This is a genomic window from Bradyrhizobium sp. AUGA SZCCT0169, assembly GCF_018130085.1.
GTDB lineage: Bacteria > Pseudomonadota > Alphaproteobacteria > Rhizobiales > Xanthobacteraceae > Bradyrhizobium.
Genome location: NZ_JAFCMC010000029.1, coordinates 71,949 through 89,571 on the forward strand (window position 1 = coordinate 71,949; position 17,623 = coordinate 89,571).

Below are 17,623 nucleotides of genomic sequence, written 5' to 3' on the forward strand. Positions count from 1 at the left end.
ACCAATGCAAGCTTTGCATCGCGGCGCCCGGCCGTCGCCGAAAGGTCCATCCCGATCAATCGGCGCCCTGTCATAACCCGGCCCGCAACCCGCCAAAAACGCCACCCATCGCTAGCGTGCTACGCCGCGGCCGATGATGCAAGTTTTGCATTATGCGACCTTCGCATCAGTGGCGGCGAGTGAACGGCCTAGTCTGGCGGTGCCCACACCATCCCATTCGTCCCGGTCAAGCGTTTCGATCGGGCGGCCGTTTCAAAAAGAGACATCGAAATGAAAATTTGCGTACTCGGCGCCGGCGTCATCGGCCTCACCACAGCATGGCGCCTCGCCGAAGCCGGACATGATGTCACCGTCGTCGACCGCAACGTTTCCACCGGAGCAGACGCCAGCGCTGCGAATGGCGGCCAGCTCAGCTACGCCTTCGTGGCGCCGCTGGCCTCGCCGGCGCTGCTGATGAAGCTTCCATCGCTATTGATGTCGAAGGGCTCGCCCATTCGCATTCGGCCCGGATTGGACCCTGCTTTGGTGGCGTGGGGCGTGCGTTTCCTGCTGGCCTGCCGCTCGAACGCCGTGCAAGAGACCATTGGCGCCCAACTTGCGCTCGCCACCTTGAGCCGGAGCGAGTTGGCGCAGCTGTCCGAGGCCCTTGGGCTCGCGTTCGGATTGAGGACCGCGGGCAAGCTCGTCGTATTCCGGACAGGCAAGGAATTCGACACGGCGCGAGGCGCAATTGCCAGGATGGGCACCGGTGATGATCAGCAACAGGTTCTGACACCTGCCGAGTGCCTGGCGCTGGAGCCTGGGCTCAAACTCGACGTGCGCGAGCTCGCGGGCGGGGTTTACACGGCCTCCGAGCAGGTCGGCGATTGTGCGGCGTTCTGCGCCGGGCTCACGGCCCGCATGAAGCAGCGAAGCAACATCGAATGGCTGCTGGGCGCGCCGGTGGTTGGGCCGGTCAGGTCCGACGGCCGCCTCTGCGCGGTCGAGACCACGAAAGGGCGTGTGCAGGCGGACCGCTTTGTGCTGTGCATGGGCGCGGCATCGCGTGCCTTTGCGCGCGCTTGCGGATTCTATCTGCCGATCTATCCGGTCAAAGGATACAGCATCACCCTGACACCGCCTGACGATACCCACGCGCTGCGCCACAGCGTCACCGATATGGAACGCAAGCTGGTGTTCGCGCCGCTCACGTCCGGCGAAAGGACGACGATAAGAGTCGCGGGCATCGCCGACCTCGAGAGTGATGATGCCAGGATCGATGTCGGGCGCATCGACACGCTGCGCCACGCTTCAGCCGAGTTGCTCGGTATCGACGCCGGCGGCGACGTCCAGCCCTGGTGTGGGCTGCGCCCGATGACGCCCGACAGCCGGCCGATCATCGGCTGGTCGCCGCTTGATGGCCTGTTCATCAATTCAGGCCACGGCATGCTCGGTTGGACGCTTGCCTGCGGCAGCGCGCGGCTGACGGCGGATTTGATTGATCGCAAGCGGCCGGCGATCGAAGGCGGACCCTTCGCCTTGCACCGCGCGGCTTGAAGCGGCAACGGCTGCTAGCCGGTGACTTTAGCCGACGCGACGATCTGGGCCAGCACCGGCGCAATGTAGCGACGAAACTGTTCGGGATTCTCGCTCATCGGAAAATGGCCGAGCTGCTCCATGATGGTGACATGGGCGCCCCTGATCGCCGCCGCCGTGCGCTTGGTGTCTTCCGGCGTGCAGGAGAAGTCATATTCGCCGGTGAGCAGAAACAGCGGGCAGACATCAGTGTCGATGTTCTCGACCTGGCCGCGCAGATCGCCGTCGACCCGATAAAAATAAAGATCGCCCTTGAAGACGCCGGGTCCGCCCTGCTTGTAACCCCATAGCGTCTCGGTCAGCGCCGCTTGCGGGCCCTGCGGCGCAATCAGACCCGACACCAGCGCCGCGCAGACTTCGCCGCCATGGACGTCGGGGCGGTTGAGCCATGTGGTATCGTACCACGGCGCCTGGAAATCAGCCGCTTCCAGGCCAATCAACGCCCGGAATTCGGCGGCGTGATCGATCGCCAGATTGAGCACGATGCGGCCGCCGATCGAGCAGCCCATCACCACCGGCTTGTCGAGCTTCAGCGCCTTGCAGAAGGCGCGGATGGTTTCGGTGTAGCGCGCCGTGGTGAGCTGATATTCGTCGCCGTTCCAGCTGGCCGGCGGATTGGATTTGCCGTGCCAGGGCATGTCGAACGCGATGATCCGAAAATGCTTCGCAAACTCCGCGTCGGCCAGCAGATGCCGCCATTGCCGCGCATCCGAACCCGCGGTGTGCAGGCACACCAGCGGAATGCCGGCGCCGTTTTCCTCGAAATAGATGCGATGCATTTCGCCGCCGATGTCAACATGGACATAGCGGCCGATCATCGGCTCGACATAGCCGCTCATGGTGCCGCCACCGCGAAGTGCTGCCGCGGCAACGCCAGCACATCCTTGAAATATTGCAGATGCGTCATGAAGGGATGCAGATCGCCCTCGATAGTAGCCTCGCCGCGCTTGGTCAGGGCGAGCAGATCATGCCAGCCCGGCCGCGGCGCGGGTTGCCAGTACGCCGACCAGGCGGCCGGTGAAGCGCGATAGGCAAACCGCCAGGAGCGCATCAGCACCGGCGCCGATGTCAAATCGACGATACGGCCGGCACGGATCGAGGCGTGAAGAGGATGGCCGGTCGGTCCGAGCAGACACTCGCAGTCGAGAAACCGGCCGCGAACGATCAGCTCCGGCGTCTGTTCGAGCAGCGCGGGGATTGTCGCGAATGCTTTGAGGACCGCATTGTCGGTCGCGTTCGAAGCTGAACTCATGCGCTCCAGGGGGTTTCCGGCAATAACGGCATCGGGGTGAACGGAACCCTGCCGTCATATCGTGATATGAACCTTGCGACCATGGAACGTTCGGGCCATGGCGGCACGGCGTTGACGCCGTGCAACCATGCTTGCCGCACACGTGCGACCCGGTAAATTCCGTATCTCGGGATGCCGCGGCAGACCAATTGTCGCAGATGTCAATTCCAGCCAATTGCTGAGCCGATTGCATACGTTAGCGCGGTCAATGCGCTTTTCTTCGCCTGCGTTTTCAGAGAAGATTGTAGGCATCAAAGACCAACAAAGCGGCCTCGCTTCCAACGGGGCCGCAAGGGAGAGTTTGAGATGTCGAGACCAAGCCGTTTGATGTTCGCTGTCGCCGCCGTCGGCATGCTGATTTCCGCCGCCGCCGGCGCGCAGGAATATCCCACCAAGCCGATCACCCTGATCGTGCCGTGGCCCGCGGGCGGATCGACCGACCTCACGATGCGCGCAATCGCCGAAAGCGCCTCCAAGATTCTCGGCCAGCCGATCGCGATCGACAACAAGGCGGGCGGCGGCGGCACCGTCGGACCGGCCACCATGGCGGCCGGAGCCAAGCCCGATGGCTACACCATCGCGCAGCTACCGATTACCGTGTTCCGCCTGCCGCTGATGCAGGAAGTATCCTGGGATCCGTCCAAGGATTTCTCCTACATCATCCACCTCACCGGTTATACCTTCGGTGTCACCACCAATGCCGAGTCGCAGTTCAAGACCTGGAAGGACGTCGTCGACTTCGCCAAACAGAATCCCGGCAAGGTGACCTACGCGACCCCGGGCGCCGGAACCTCGCTGCATATCGGCATGGAACAGATCGCGACGCTCGCCGGCATCAAGCTGACGCAGGTGCCGTTCAAGGGCGGCGCGGAGACCAACGCCGCCGTGCTTGGCCAGCACACCATGCTGCAGGCGGATTCGACCGGATGGCGTCCGCTGGTCGACGCCGGCAAGTTGCGGCTGCTGATGGTGTGGACCTCGGCGCGCTCGCCTAATTTTCCCAACGTGCCGACGCTGAAGGAACTCGGCTATCCCATGGTCTATGACTCGCCGTTCGGCATCGCCGGACCGAAGGGCATGGACCCGAAGATCGTCGCCAAGCTGCACGACGCCTTCAAGAAGGCCCTCGAGGACCCGGCCGTGATCGCAACGCTCGCGAAATACGACATGGTGCCGAATTACAAGAACACCGAGGACTACAAGAAGTTCGTCGTCGAGGTCACCAATTCCGAACGCAAAGTGATCGACTCACTCGGGCTGGCGAAGAAGTAGCATAGACCATCCTCGTGTCCGGACGCGGTGCGGCGCAAAGCGCTGCTCCGCAGAGCCGGGACCCACAACACAGCAAGACCGACCCCGGCTCTGCAGCGCCGTCGCCATAGCGTGTGGAAGACACACGTAAACGCGCTTATGGTGCTGCGCAGTCCGGGGAACGGCTGAGAGAACAATCCATGAGCAATAACAGCAACGTCAAATTCCGCTTCAACAATTCCGAATTGTGGGGTGGATTGATCGGGCTCGGGCTCGGCCTTTTCGTCATCCGGTCCGGGCTCAATCTGAAACTGGGCACCATCAACGATCCCGGCTCCGGCTACGTGCTGTTCTACACCGGCATCCTGATGTGCCTGTTCGCGGCATCGATCATCATTGCGTCGCTCACCGAGGGCGGACCGACTTTCGGTTCGCGCTGGGAGAATGCGCGCTGGACCAAACCGCTGATCGTCATCGCCTCCCTCACCGCGTTCGCCTTCTCGCTCGATACGTTCGGCTTTCTGCTGTCGTCGATCCCGTTGATGGTGCTGCTGTTGCGGCTGATAGATCCGGTGCGCTGGTCGCTGGCGATCCCGATCGCCGTCATCGCCCCGCTCGGCATGTGGTGGATTCTGAAACGTTTGCTTTTGATCCAGCTGCCTTCGGGCATCTTCGAAATCGGTTGACCGCGACATGGACACGATCATCAACGTCGCGCACGGTTTCGGCATCGCTCTGCTGCCGGTCAACCTGGTCTATTGCTTCATCGGCGTCTTCATCGGCACGCTGGTCGGCGTGCTCCCCGGCATCGGGCCGATCTCGGCGATGTCGCTGTTGCTGCCGGTCACGCTGTCGGGAACGCCGGAATCCGGCATCATCATGATGGCCGGCATCTATTACGGCTCGATGTATGGCGGCTCGACCACGTCGATCCTGGTCAACATCCCCGGGGAAGCGGCTTCCGTCGTCACCTGCATCGACGGCCACCAGATGGCGAAACAAGGCCGCGCGGGTCCGGCGCTCGGCATCTCGGCGTTCGGCTCCTTCATCGCCGGTACCTTCGCGCTGATCGCCTTGATGCTGGTGGCGCCGTCGCTGGCCAGCGTCGCGATCGCGTTCGGACCGGCTGACTATTTCAGCCTGATGGCGCTGGGCCTCGTGGTGCTGACCTTCCTCACGCAGGGATCGATGGCGAAGGCGCTGCTGATGGCCTGCATCGGCATCGTACTTGGCCTGATCGGGCTGGACAGCATCACGGCGCAGCCCCGCCTGACCTTCGGCCGGATTGAATTGATCGATGGCATCGGCCTCGTCCCCGTGGTGATGGGCCTGTTCGGCGTCGCCGAGGTGCTGCTCAACACCGAGCACATCATCAAGCGCGACATCATCAACGCCAAGATCACGCAGCTATTTCCCAGCAAGGAAGACTGGAAGGCCAGCACCGGGCCGGTCGCACGCGGAACCGTTCTCGGATTCTTCCTCGGCATCCTGCCGGGCGGCGGCGCTGTGATCTCGTCATTTGCGTCCTACGCGCTGGAGAAGCGGCTGTCGAAAACGCCGGAGCGTTTTGGCAATGGCGCGATCGAAGGCGTGGCGGGACCTGAAGCCGCCAACAACGCCGCGGCCGGCGGCGCCTTCATTCCGCTGATGACGCTGGGCATCCCGCCAAACGTGGTGATGGCGCTATTGTTGGGGGCGTTCGTGATTCACGGCCTGCAGCCCGGACCGCTGCTGATCACGCAGAACCCGGGTCTGTTCTGGGGCATCGTCGCCAGCATGTATATCGGCAATTTGATGCTGCTGGTGCTCAATCTGCCGCTGATCGGGATGTGGGTTCAGCTGCTGAAGCTGCCGTACAACATCCTGTTCCCGCTGATCATTCTGTTCACGATTATCGGCGTCTATTGCTCCAGCAACAACGTGTTCGACGTCTACGTCATGATCGCGTTCGGGGTGATCGGCTATTTCATGCGCAAGCTCGGCTACGAGCCGGCACCGCTGGTGCTGGCCTTCGTGCTCGGACCGATGCTGGAAAACAACCTGCGCAAATCGCTGATCCTCTCCCAGGGCGACCTGATGACCTTCGTGACACGGCCGATCTCGGCTACCTGCCTGGCGCTCGCGGTAGTGCTGCTGGTCGGACCGCTACTGCCCTCGCTGCGCAAGAAGCGCGAGCTGGTCGCGCTCGATGAAGGGGTTTGATCCCTAGCTCGGCTTGATCACCTTCAGCGCACCCGGTTTCACCGGCTGCGCCATTGCCCGTGTCAGGATCAGCGCTTCCTTCTTCAGCATCTCCGCAAGCTCGGTTTCGCGCCGCCTGATCCGGTCGCTGGAGGCGCCGACGCTCAGCGCGGCAATCACCTGCCCGGCATCGTCGCGGATCGGGACGCCGACCCCGCCCATGCCGGGAAGGGCAACGTCGATCTGCACGGTATGGCCATGCTTGCGGGCAGCTATGATCCGCTCGCGCAGATATTTCGACGTGATGCGCGGCGATTTCGCCAGCCGCGGCATGATGACTTCGATGATGGCGTCGATCTCGGCGTCCGGCAGCCACACCATCAGCGCAAGGCTGCCGGCGCCGACGCCGAGCGGCCGGCGGCTGCCGATCTGCAGGTAATTGGGCTGCAAAGGATGGCTGCCGACGGAACGCGCCAGATACAGCGCCTCGACGCCGCTGCGCACCGACAACAGCGCGGTATCGGCGGATCGCTCCGAAAGCCGCAGCAGGCTCGGCTGCGCCAGTTCGGCGATGTCGACGGTGCGGCGCGCGCTGACCGCCATCACCCGCGCCTCCTGGCCGAGCTCGTAGGTTTTTGCGCCGGTCACGCGGGTGACGAAGCCCTCCTCAATCAGCGAGCCGAGGATGCGCAGCGCCGTCGCCTTGTTCAGCGAGGTGGCGTCGGCGATCTCGGTGAGCCGCAGAGGCGAGTTCTGCGCCAGCACGCGCAGGATCGCGCAGACCTTTTGGATGGCGTTGAAGTTGGCCGGCTGCCCGGCGACGGACAGCGCTGGCTTCTTCTTAGGTGACGTCGCGTTCATGCCGCCCTTCCCCGCATCGCGCTTCCCCCGATCCTAGAGAGCGCGGCGCGCGGACGACAGAGCAATATTTCGCCTGACGATACGCAGAGCTAAATTTTTATAGCATGAAACGGCGTTTTCGCGCCGCAGCATCGTTCTTATTCCGTCACACGAACCATTAACGGCATCACGGTTTACGCGGCACCTCGCCGAGATCCCAGAACAGGCCCGCCATGATGGCCAGCGCTTCCTCGGTGACCGGCAGCAGGATGTGTTCATCCGGCGCGTGCTGCGAGCAGCCGGGATAGGAATGCGGAATCCAGATCGTCGGCAGGCCGAGCCCTTCGGCAAAGACGCCGTTGGGCAGCGAACCGCCGATATTCGGCAGGATCGCCGGCGCCTTGCCCGTGGTCTGCCGGATCGAGTTCGCCGCCCAGTTGACCCAGGGGCTGTCCAAATCGGTACGCGACGCGCCAAACCTCTGCTGCCCGCTGACATCAACCATCGCAAAGCCATTGGCGTGCAGATAGGTCCTGACAGCGTCGACCACCTTTTCGTATTCGGTGCCGACCACGAAGCGTAGCTGCAACACGGCGCGAGCCACGCCTGGAATCGCGTTCGCCGGCTCATCGATATTGCCCGATGACATCGCCAGCACTTCGAGCGTGTTCCAGGCATAGACGCGTTCGGCGGCGGAGAGGCCATCCTCGCCCCAGTTCTCGGAGACCTGCGGCTCATCAGCCGTAGGCTCGACCTCCACATCGGCAAGTGCCGTGCGGATCAGGTTCGAGATGCGCGGCGGCTTCATGATGTCGAGCTTCATCCGCCCCCGGTGATCGACCAGCGCGGCGATCGCGTTTGCCAGGATGGTCGCGGGGTTGGCGAGCAGGCCGCCCCAATTGCCGGAGTGATTGCCGCCTTCACGCAGGTTGACGTCGAGATGGATGCGCACGCCGCCGCGGCAGCCGAGGAAGATGGTGGGACGATCCGCCGACAGCCGTGGGCCGTCGGATGCGAGCAACAGGTCGGCCTTGAGTTCCTGCTGCAGCGCCTCGCAGACCTCAGCCAGGTCCGGCGAGCCGATCTCCTCGCTGGTCTCGATGATGAACTTGGCATTGAAGCCGAGCTTGCCGCCGCGGGCTTCGCGGACGGCGCGCAACGCCGCCATGTTGATACTGTGCTGCCCCTTGTTGTCGGCGGTGCCGCGGCCGTAGACGCGATCGCCCTTGGTCGTGGTTTGCCACGGATTGAGGTTGTCGCGCCATTCACCGACCATGCCACCCACGACGTCGCCATGGCCGTAGGAGAGAACCGTCAACAATGACGGATCCTCGCGATAATCCGCCAGCAGATACGGGCCCTTGCCGATCGGCGACTCGATCAGCCGGGTCGAGAACCCGAGCTCTTCAAAGGCAGGCTGCAGTCCTTCCACCAGATAGGCGCGCAAGGGATCGCCCGGCAGCGGCTCCTGGCTCTGCGTAGGGAAACCGACCCGGCGGTTGAGCTCGGCGAGGAATTCGCCGGAGTGAAACTGCTGACGGACATTTTCAATCGCGTCGGCTCTCGTTGCCATGCTGTTTCCTTTTGCGTTCGCGAACGTATCACCGGTTAGTGTAGCCAGACAACTCATCTACTGGAAGTAGTATCAGTCGGACCGAATAGGGCCTTGCTAAGCCTCATGCAATGCAACAATTTCCGCCAACAGCCCGGCACCCGACCGGGCGGCGTATCCGGGAATAGCCAAGGTTCCACCACCATGAAAAAACAGATCCGGCTCAACGCCTTTGCCATGAACTGCGTGGCGCATCAATCGCCCGGGCTGTGGACCCATCCGCGCGACCGTACCCTTGACTATAACCGACTGCCCTATTGGCTGGATCTCGCCAGGACGCTGGAACGCGGGCGTTTCGACGGCTTGTTTCTCGCCGACGTGCTCGGCGTCTATGACGTGTTCGGCTCCAGCCCCGACGCGGCGCTGCGCAACGGCGCGCAGACCCCCTCGAATGAACCCTTGATGCTGATCCCGGCGATGGCGGCGGTGACGAAGCATCTCGGCTTCGGCGTCACCAGCAATCTGTCGTTCGAGCCGCCCTATCCGTTCGCGCGGCGGATGTCGACGCTCGATCACCTTACCGAGGGACGGGTCGGCTGGAACGTGGTGACCGGCTATCTCGACAGCGCCGCGCGCGGCGCCGGCAAGGACAAGCAGACCGCGCACGACGACCGCTACGAGATCGCCGATGAATATATGGAGCTGGTCTACAAGCTCTGGGAAGGCAGCTGGGAAGATGCGGCCGTGCTGCGCGATCGCGCGCGCGGCGTCTTCGCGGACCCGGCGAAGGTGCACCCCATCGCGCATGAGGGCAGTCATTACCGGCTCAATGCGATTCATCTGAGCGAGCCGTCGCCGCAGCGCACGCCGGTGCTGTACCAGGCCGGCACCTCGCCGCGCGGCCGGCAGTTCGCCGCCCGGCACGCCGAATGCGTGTTCATGTCGGGCCCGTCGGCCAAGATCATCGGTCCGCGCGTCGCGGCGATTCGTGACCTGGCACGCGAGATCGGGCGCAACCCGGCCGAGATCCTGATGTTCAGCATGATGACGATCATCCTCGGGCGCACCGAGGCGGAGGCGAAGGCGAAATACGCCGACTATCGCAAGCACATCAATCCCGAGGGCGCGCTGGCGCTGATGTCGGGCTGGACCGGCGTCGATTTCTCCGGCTACGACCTCGACCAGCAGGTCCGCCACGTCCAGAACGACGCCGGCCGCACCGCGCTCGACAACGTCACCCGCGCCGATCCGGATCGGGTCTGGACCGTGCGCGAAGTCATCGAACATGTCGGCATCGGCGGCGCCGGCCCCGTCGTGGTCGGCACGCCCGAGAAGGTCGCCGACGATATCGAGGCCTGGTTCGAGCAGACCGACGTCGACGGCCTCAACGTCGCCTTCGCGACGTCGCCCGGCGATTTCGAGGACATCGCCGACATGCTGGTGCCCGAACTGACCCGTCGCGGGCGATACAAGAGCGCGTATGCCGAGGGCACGCTGCGCGAGAAGCTGTTCGGCAAGGGCCGCGCGCGGCTGACGGCGCAGCATCCGGCGAGCCAGTATCGGCCGGGTGCGCGGGTGAAGGCGGCGGAATGACAACGCTGCTACTTCCGTCATCCCCGCGCAACGGCTTCGCCGTTGTCGCTGGAGGTGCGAACCTGCGGTGCACTTGCACCGCTGGGCGAGCCTCGAGGGATGCATCGGCCACAGCCGGGCCGTCGTACTTCGAGGCGCGCAAGAGCGCGCACCTCAGCATGACGGGGATAGTTTGCATTACCTCTCAATTCACCGAATTGCTCACCACCACCTCGATCAGCTTGGTGCCGGGCCGACCAATAGCTGACGACAGCACCGACTTCAGTTGCCCTGGATCGGTGACACGCATAGCTTCGAGCCCGAGTGATTTGGCGACGCCGGTGAAATCGACCGGCGGATCGACGAAGTCCATGCCGACATAATGATCGTCGCCGTGGAAGGCGAGCAGGCGCTGCTTGATGATGCGATAGCCGCCATTGTTGACGATCACGAAGGTCAGCGGCAGCTTGTGGTTCGCGGCGGTCCACAGCGACTGGATCGAATACATCGAGCTGCCGTCGCCGGAATAGCACACCACCGGGCGCTCGGGATTGGCAAGGCTGACGCCGACGGAAGCCGGCAGGCCCCAGCCGATGCCGCCCGAGGCCAGCGCGTGATAGCCGTAGCGGTCGCGGTGCGGCCGCAACGCCAGGATTTGCCGCGACGATGTCAGGCCTTCGTCGACCAGGATCGCATTGTCGGGCATCGCCTCGACCACTTGCAGCGCCAGCCAGTCAGGATCGATCGGCGATTTGGTGCTGGCCTTCGATATCTGCTCGATCAGCGGTTTGCGTTTCGCGGTCCAGTTCTTTGAGGCCAGCGCGGCCACGCCCTGCTTGGCGCGCGTTTCGAGCGCGCCGCCGCCGGCCGCCTTCAGCGCCGGCACCAGCGCGCGCAGGGTTTCCTTCACGTCGGCCTTGAGCGCGATCTCGGCGCCGTAATTCTTGGCGAGATCCCAGTCGACCAGACCGATCTGCACGATGCCGAGCCCGTCGGGCAGCGGATCGACTTCGCTGTAGACCGACATCCGCAACGGATCGGCGCCGAGCACGATCATCAGATCGTAAGGCGACAGCACTTCGCGAACCTGCTTTTGCAGGCGCGACAGCGCGCCCATGAAGCACGGACTTTCCGACAGGAAGTGCGCGCCGTAGGGCGTCGAACATTGATAGGCCGGCGCGCCGATCGCTTCCGCGAACTGCGCGGCTTCCTTCAACGCGTCGCTCTTGACGATCTCGTCGCCGCTAATGATCACCGGCCGCTCCGCTTTGAGGATGCGCGCGACCAACGCCCCGAGCGCTTCGTCCGATGGTTTGACGCGGGTATCGACGCGGGTGGAGCGGCCGAGCTCGATGCCGGCTTCGGCGTTGAGGATGTCGCCCGGCAGCGAGATGAACACCGGCCCGGTCGGCGGCGTGGTTGCGATCTTGGCGGCGCGGCGCACGATCCGCGGCAGATCCTCCAGCCGCGTCACCTCGACGGCCCATTTCACCAGCGGCTCCGCCATCTGCACCAGCGGGCCATACAGCACCGGCTCCATCAGCCCGTGGCCCTGCTCCTGCTGGCCCGCAGTCAGGATCATCGGCGTGCCGGTGAAGGCCGCGTTGAACAGCGAGCCCATCGCATTGCCGAGCCCGGGCGCGACGTGGACGTTGCAGGCGACGAGCTTGCCCGAGGCGCGGCTGTAACCGTCGGCGATCGCGACCACCAGGCTCTCCTGCATCGCCATCACATAGGTGAGGTCAGGATGATCCTTCAGGGCGTGCATGATCGGCAGTTCGGTGGTGCCGGGGTTGCCGAACAGATGCGTGACGCCCTCGTCCTTCAGCAGCGCGAGAAAGGCCGAGCGCCCGGTAATGCGATTTTTCATACTTCCTCCTGCCCGAGGTTCGTTGACCTCTCGGGATCAGGCCATCATGACGATCGGCAATGGTGAGATCAAATGGAGCGCGGTCATGGCTGCCCTGCGTGATCAGGCATGAAGCTGGTTATGGCTAGAACATCCCCTCGCGATCACTGCGCTTCTTCTTTTTCGAGCGCTGCCAGACCACGCCGGGATAACCTTTCAGCGGCACCAGCGGTTCGCCGGTATAAGCCCATTCCTGCAGCTCCTCGATCGCGATGTGGTAGAGCGGCTGGCGGCCGGTGCGGCCGGTGAACAGCGCGCGCGGAATGTTGACCATGTGCGGCGAACGCGGGCGCTCGTAGGCGATCGGCGTGCCGCAGCTGCTGCAGAAGCTGCGCACGGTCTTGGTCGCCTTGTCTTCATAGCGGGTGATGGAGGTCTTTCCCTCGGTGATGCGGAAGCGCTTGCGCCAGCTTCCGACATAGGTCGCGTAGGCCGCGCCGTGGGCGCGGCGGCTCGACGGCGTATGATCGTGCCAGGCCCAGCGCGCCGGCACGTCGATTTCGAAGCAGACTTTGCCGCACAGGCATTGGCCGGCGGCGGGTTTTCCCACCGCCACAGGTTTTGCCTTTTTCTTTTCGGTTTCTTCGAGCTCGGGAAACATGCTCGGTCCTCACGTTTCGTCATTGCGAGCAAAGCGAAGCAATCCATTCTTTCTTTACGTTGTGAGATGGATTGCTTCGCTTCGCTCGCAATGACGGTGGAGTGCTATGCCTGCGCCAACTCGTCGTGTGCGGGGTAGTCGGTGTAGCCGGCGACGTCGCCGCCATAGAAGGTCGCGCGGTTATAGGGCGTCAGCGGGAAGCCGCGTTGCAGGCGGCGCGGCAGGTCCGGATTGGAGATGAAGATCCGTCCGAACGCGATCGCATCGGCATGGCCGGCTGCGATCGCGGCATTCGCGGTCTCGCCGGTGAAGCCGCCGGCCGTGATCAGCACGCCTTTCCAAATGGGGCGGAACAGCACCATCGCCGACGGCACGTTCTGATGGTTGACCTCGGCGCGGCCGGCGCCGCTGGAGCGCGGTTCGATGAAATGCAGATAGGCAAGCCCGAACGGATTGAGCGATTGCACGACATGGCTATAGAGCGGCATCGGGTCCGGCTCGCCGCTGCCATTGGCGATACCGTACGGCGACAGCCGCAGGCCGACGCGGCTCGCGCCCCAGACCTCGACCACGGCCTCTGTCACTTCCATCAGAAAGCGCGTGCGGTTTTCGATGGAGCCGCCATATTGATCGGTGCGCAGATTGGTGTGCGACTGCAGGAACTGCTCGATCAGATAGCCGTTGGCACCGTGGATCTCGACGCCGTCGAAGCCGGCGGCAAGCGCATTCTTCGCCGCCTGCCGGTAGGCATCGACCACGCCAGGGATTTCGGATGTCTCGAGCGCGCGCGGCGTCTCGTAGGTCACGGCTTTGCCGTCGGCCGTCCCGGTCTTCAGATCGGGCGGGATCGCAACCGCCGAGGGTGCGACCGGCAGCACGCCGCCGGGCTGGAACGAGGAATGCGAAACGCGGCCGACATGCCAGAGCTGCAGGAAGATCACGCCGCCCTTGGCGTGAACGGCATCGACGACCTTTCGCCAGCCCGCGATCTGCTGCTCGGTATAAATTCCGGGGACGCCGGGGCTGCCAAAACCCGTCGCCATCACGGGCGAGGCTTCGGCAATCAGCAATCCGCCCGGCGTCGCGCGCTGGGCGTAATATTCCGCGTTCAGCGGCCGCGGCGCGAGGCTGGGCTTTTCCGCCCGCATCCGCGTCAGCGGCGCTAGGGCGAGACGATGTTTGAGCTGGTAGGGACCGATCTGCAGCGGGGAAAACAATGATGGATGATTCATGCCGGTGTGGAACTCCAAAGTATCCGTATTCATACGAGTATGTAACCGGTTCCGCTTGCCCGTAAAAGACTGGAGCAGCTTTTGTTTTGAAAGCGAAGCGGGCGCCCGCTCGAACCGATGTAGTGAGCCAGTATTTTCATGCCGAAATCGAGTGCCAAATCGCTTCCTTCGCTCAGCGTTCGCATCGATCTGGATGCGAACGCCCGGATCGGGCCGGGCAAGATCCAGCTGTTGGAGAACATCCAGACCTGCGGCTCGATTTCGGCTGCCGGCCGCGCGATGGAGATGTCGTACAAGCGGGCATGGGATCTGGTCGACGAGATCAACCGCATCTGCCGGCAGGCCGCCGTCGAGCGGCAGACCGGCGGCAAGAACGGCGGCGGCGCGGTGCTGACGTCGTTCGGCATCTCGCTGGTCAAGCGCTACCGCAAGATCGAACGCAACGCCGCGAGCGCGGCGCGCAAGGAGTTGCAGGCGCTGCGCAGCGAGATCGGCCGGAAGAAGCGGGCGGGGTGACGACCGATTTTTAGTAGTCGTCGTCCCGGCGAACGCCGGGACCCATACGCCGCAGCGGTAATTATTGAGCACAATGGGAGACGGCTTCTTTCAACAACAGATGACCGGGGTTATGGGTCCCGGCTCAAGGCCGGGACGACGTAAACCCTACCCCGTCTTGATCCAGACCGCCTTGACGTTGAGATACTCCTCCAGGTGCTGCTTGCCTGACTCGCGGCCGTAGCCGCTCATCTTGTAGCCGCCGAACGGCACCGCCGGGTCCATCGCCTGGTAGCAATTGACCCAGACCGAGCCGGCGCGCAGCGATTTTGCCACCTGATGCGCCTTGCTGACATTGGTGGTCCAGACGCCGCTGCCCAATCCGAACGTGGTGGCGTTGGCGCGTGCGATCAGTTCGTCGGTGTCCTTGAACGAGATCGCCGAGATCACCGGGCCGAAGATTTCCTCCTGCGCGATCCGCATATTGTCCTGCACGTTGGCGAACACGGTCGGCGCCACGAAATAGCCCTTCGACAGCGCGCCTTCGGTCAGCGGCGTACCGCCGGTCAGCGCCTTGGCACCCTCCTGCTGGCCGATCGAGAGATAGCCGGAAACGCGCTTCATCTGCTCCGCCGACACCAAGGGTCCGATCTGGGTGTTGGGATCGAGGCCGTTGCCGACCTGCAGCTTCTTGCCGAATTCGGCGACGCGGCCGACGAACTCGTCATAGATCTTGTGTTCGACGAACAGGCGCGTCCCCGCGCTGCAGATCTGGCCGGAATTGGCGAACACCGCCATCGCCGCGCCCGGCACCGCCGCATCGAGGTCGGCGTCGGCGAACACGATGTCCGGCGATTTGCCGCCGAGCTCCAGCGACACGCGCTTGAGGTTGCCGGCGGAGGCCCTGACGATGGCTTGCCCGGTGACATGCGAGCCGGTGAAGGCGACCTTGTCGACGCCGGAATGCGAGGACAGTGCCGCGCCCGCGGTCTCGCCGTAACCAGGCACCACGTTGACGACGCCGGGCGGGATGCCGGCCTCCATGCAGAGCTCGGCCAGCCGCAGCGAGGTCAGCGGCGATTCCTCGGCCGGCTTCAGGATCACGGTGCAGCCGGTCGCGATCGCCGGACCGATCTTCCAGACGCTGGCGCTGAGCGGGCCGTTCCAGGGAATGATCGCGCCGACGACGCCGACCGGCTCCTTCAGCGTGTAGGAGAAGATGTCGCCGGGCAGCGAGTTCTCGATCGTCTCGCCATGCAGCGCGGTGGCCTGGCCCGCATAATACCTGAGCATACCGAGCACGCGCAGCCGGTTGCCGCGGGTGCGGCTGATCGGCGCGCCCATGTCAAGCGTATCGAGCTGCGACAGCTCCTCGAAATTCTTCTCGACGAGATCGGCGAGCTTCAACAGCAGGTTCTGCCGCTCGAACGGCTTGACCTTGCTCCACGGACCCTCGAAGGCCCGCCGGGCTGCCGCCACCGCGCGGTTGATGTCCTCGGCGTCGCCCTCGGCTACCGTGGCGAGCAGTTCGCCGGTCGCCGGGTTATGGGTCTCGAACTGCTTGCCGGAGGCCGCATCGACCCACTGGCCGTCGATCAGCATCTTCTTGTAGGAACCATCCGCATAGGGGTGGCGCGTGATCGGAATTGCCTGTGATACAGCCATGTATTTACTCCCTTGGATCGATAGCCGTTCTTGTGATGAAGATCGTTATATCTGGATAACTATATCGTCGGGCTCCAAACCGTAAAGCGGAACGAGCCTCCGGAAGCGGGACGGGAAATGAAGACCTGCCATGCCGGTTCGTACGTGCCGATATTGTCCTGATGAAGATTTGCGCTGATAAGTAGTGTAACCCGATTTGTGTCCGGAGGAAGTCTGCATGCCCCACCCTGCCATGTCCACCAATCATGTCGCCGTGATCACCGGAGGCGCGTCCGGCATCGGGCTGGCGGCCGCGATGCGGTTCGCCGGCCTCGGCATGAAAGTCTGCATTGCCGATATCGGCGCCGCGCGACTGGCGGAGGCTGCCACAAAACTGTCGTCTGTCGCCAAGGGCGGCGACGCCGATGTGATGACCGCCGAGGTGGATGTCAGCCGGTTTGAGGACGTCGCCAGGCTCGAAGCTGCGGTGCAGAAGCGGTTCGGCGGCACCGACATCCTGATGAACAATGCCGGCATCGGCCCCGACAGCAACAGCTTCGGTCCGCTGGAGAACTGGCAGCGCATTCTGAACGTCAACCTCTGGGGCATTATCCACGGCACCCAGGTTTTCGCGCCGCACATGATCGAACGCGGACGGCCCGGGCTCATCATCAATACCGGCTCCAAGCAAGGCATTACAACGCCACCCGGCAATCCCGCTTACAATGTCTCTAAAGCCGGCGTGAAAGCGCTGACCGAGGCGCTGCAGCATGAGCTGCGCAACACCGAAGGGTGCCAGATCAGCGCGCACCTGATGATCCCCGGTCACGTCTTCACCGCCCTCACCTCCCGCGGCCGCACCGAGAAACCTGATGGTGCCTGGACGCCCGAGCAGACCGTCGACTTCATGATTGAACGCATCGATGCCGGCGATTTCTACATCCTGTGCCCCGACAATGACGTGCCGCGGCAACTCGACGAACGGCGCATGCTGTGGGCCGCCGGCGATATCGTCGAAAACCGCCCGGCGCTGTCGCGCTGGCACAAGGATTACGCGGAGGCATTTGCGCGGTTTGTGAAGGGGAAGTGATAAGACTCGGTGTCGTCCCGGCCTTGAGCCGGGACCCATACCGCGTGATGCTCATTGTTGCAGAAGGTCGCTAACGCCAGTGCTCTCATCGATGGGCCGCGGCGTATGGGTCCCGGCTCAAGGCCGGGACGACGGCGGTGTTTGTATCTGCACCGTCATCCAAACGCAGTTTCGCATTCTCGCGGCGCATTACGCCCGAGCTTTGCCAGAAACTTCCCGCCCTCGAAACAGAGGGCGCAGGGAAGACCGGGTGCGCGCTGCACCCGCGGTCCCGTGTGCGGTTAGCACAAGAAATGCTGCACACGAGCATACAGGGCAGCGGAGAACACCCGGCCTTCCCTGCGCAATGGCTTTACGGCTTATGCCGTGATCTCCCCGGAGACGAGTTCT

Annotated in this window: 15 protein-coding genes; 7 read left to right on the top strand and 8 right to left on the bottom strand. The window is 63.8% G+C overall.

The window, feature by feature from the left end:
* The first annotated feature begins 270 nt into the window (after positions 1–270).
* Complete coding sequence (locus JQ609_RS26110; RefSeq protein WP_212275729.1) at positions 271–1,536, top strand: D-amino acid dehydrogenase; 1,266 nt, start codon at positions 271–273, stop codon at positions 1,534–1,536.
* Positions 1,537–1,550: 14 nt separating this feature from the next.
* On the opposite strand, the gene JQ609_RS26115 is transcribed toward JQ609_RS26110, so the two are convergent.
* On the bottom strand, positions 1,551–2,414 hold the full coding sequence (locus JQ609_RS26115; RefSeq protein WP_212275730.1) for an alpha/beta fold hydrolase: 864 nt from the start codon (positions 2,412–2,414) through the stop codon (positions 1,551–1,553).
* Positions 2,411–2,827, bottom strand: a complete 417-nt coding sequence (locus JQ609_RS26120) for a hypothetical protein (protein ID WP_212275731.1) — start codon at positions 2,825–2,827, stop codon at positions 2,411–2,413. Before JQ609_RS26120 ends, JQ609_RS26115 begins: the two co-directional genes overlap by 4 nt.
* A gap of 345 nt (positions 2,828–3,172) precedes the next feature.
* Between JQ609_RS26120 and JQ609_RS26125 the strand changes: the two genes are divergently transcribed.
* The 3 genes from JQ609_RS26125 (at position 3,173) to JQ609_RS26135 (ending at position 6,319) form a co-directional block, all read left to right on the top strand.
* Positions 3,173–4,138 (top strand): tripartite tricarboxylate transporter substrate binding protein, encoded by a 966-nt coding sequence (locus JQ609_RS26125; RefSeq protein ID WP_212209546.1) that lies wholly within the window; start codon positions 3,173–3,175, stop codon positions 4,136–4,138.
* A gap of 179 nt (positions 4,139–4,317) precedes the next feature.
* Positions 4,318–4,803, top strand: coding sequence for a tripartite tricarboxylate transporter TctB family protein (locus JQ609_RS26130; protein WP_212209545.1), 486 nt, complete (start codon positions 4,318–4,320; stop codon positions 4,801–4,803).
* A gap of 7 nt (positions 4,804–4,810) precedes the next feature.
* A complete protein-coding gene (locus tag JQ609_RS26135; RefSeq protein WP_212209544.1) occupies positions 4,811–6,319 on the top strand; it encodes a tripartite tricarboxylate transporter permease in 1,509 nt (502 codons plus the stop codon).
* A 3-nt stretch (positions 6,320–6,322) separates the two neighbouring features.
* Here JQ609_RS26135 and JQ609_RS26140 read toward each other — a convergent pair whose 3' ends face one another.
* Both JQ609_RS26140 and JQ609_RS26145 read right to left on the bottom strand, forming a co-directional pair.
* Positions 6,323–7,159, bottom strand: coding sequence for an IclR family transcriptional regulator (locus JQ609_RS26140; protein WP_212275732.1), 837 nt, complete (start codon positions 7,157–7,159; stop codon positions 6,323–6,325).
* 166 nt (positions 7,160–7,325) lie between these two features.
* Positions 7,326–8,711 (bottom strand): M20 family metallopeptidase, encoded by a 1,386-nt coding sequence (locus JQ609_RS26145; protein ID WP_212275733.1) that lies wholly within the window; start codon positions 8,709–8,711, stop codon positions 7,326–7,328.
* Positions 8,712–8,894: 183 nt separating this feature from the next.
* Here JQ609_RS26145 and JQ609_RS26150 point away from each other — a divergent pair, with 183 nt between their 5' ends.
* Positions 8,895–10,283, top strand: coding sequence for an LLM class flavin-dependent oxidoreductase (locus tag JQ609_RS26150; RefSeq protein ID WP_212275734.1), 1,389 nt, complete (start codon positions 8,895–8,897; stop codon positions 10,281–10,283).
* A gap of 184 nt (positions 10,284–10,467) precedes the next feature.
* Here the strand turns inward: JQ609_RS26150 and JQ609_RS26155 are convergent, their stop codons facing one another.
* The 3 genes from JQ609_RS26155 to JQ609_RS26165 form a co-directional block, all read right to left on the bottom strand.
* Entirely contained in the window at positions 10,468–12,132 is a 1,665-nt protein-coding gene (locus JQ609_RS26155) for a thiamine pyrophosphate-binding protein (RefSeq protein WP_212275735.1), read from the bottom strand.
* Between the two features lie 124 nt (positions 12,133–12,256).
* Entirely contained in the window at positions 12,257–12,772 is a 516-nt protein-coding gene (locus JQ609_RS26160; RefSeq protein ID WP_212209539.1) for a GFA family protein, read from the bottom strand.
* Between the two features lie 104 nt (positions 12,773–12,876).
* Positions 12,877–14,004, bottom strand: coding sequence for an alkene reductase (locus tag JQ609_RS26165; protein ID WP_212275736.1), 1,128 nt, complete (start codon positions 14,002–14,004; stop codon positions 12,877–12,879).
* Positions 14,005–14,142: 138 nt separating this feature from the next.
* Between JQ609_RS26165 and JQ609_RS26170 the strand changes: the two genes are divergently transcribed.
* Positions 14,143–14,520: a winged helix-turn-helix domain-containing protein gene (locus JQ609_RS26170; RefSeq protein WP_212209537.1), complete on the top strand. Its 378-nt coding sequence runs from the start codon at positions 14,143–14,145 to the stop codon at positions 14,518–14,520.
* 147 nt (positions 14,521–14,667) lie between these two features.
* Here JQ609_RS26170 and JQ609_RS26175 read toward each other — a convergent pair whose 3' ends face one another.
* A complete protein-coding gene (locus tag JQ609_RS26175) occupies positions 14,668–16,164 on the bottom strand; it encodes an aldehyde dehydrogenase family protein (protein WP_212215245.1) in 1,497 nt (498 codons plus the stop codon).
* Between the two features lie 217 nt (positions 16,165–16,381).
* On the opposite strand from JQ609_RS26175, the gene JQ609_RS26180 reads away from it, so the two are divergent.
* Positions 16,382–17,233 carry an SDR family oxidoreductase gene (locus JQ609_RS26180; protein WP_212275738.1) on the top strand — a complete coding sequence of 284 codons (852 nt, stop codon included), beginning with the start codon at positions 16,382–16,384 and terminating at the stop codon, positions 17,231–17,233.
* Positions 17,234–17,623: the final 390 nt, after the last annotated feature.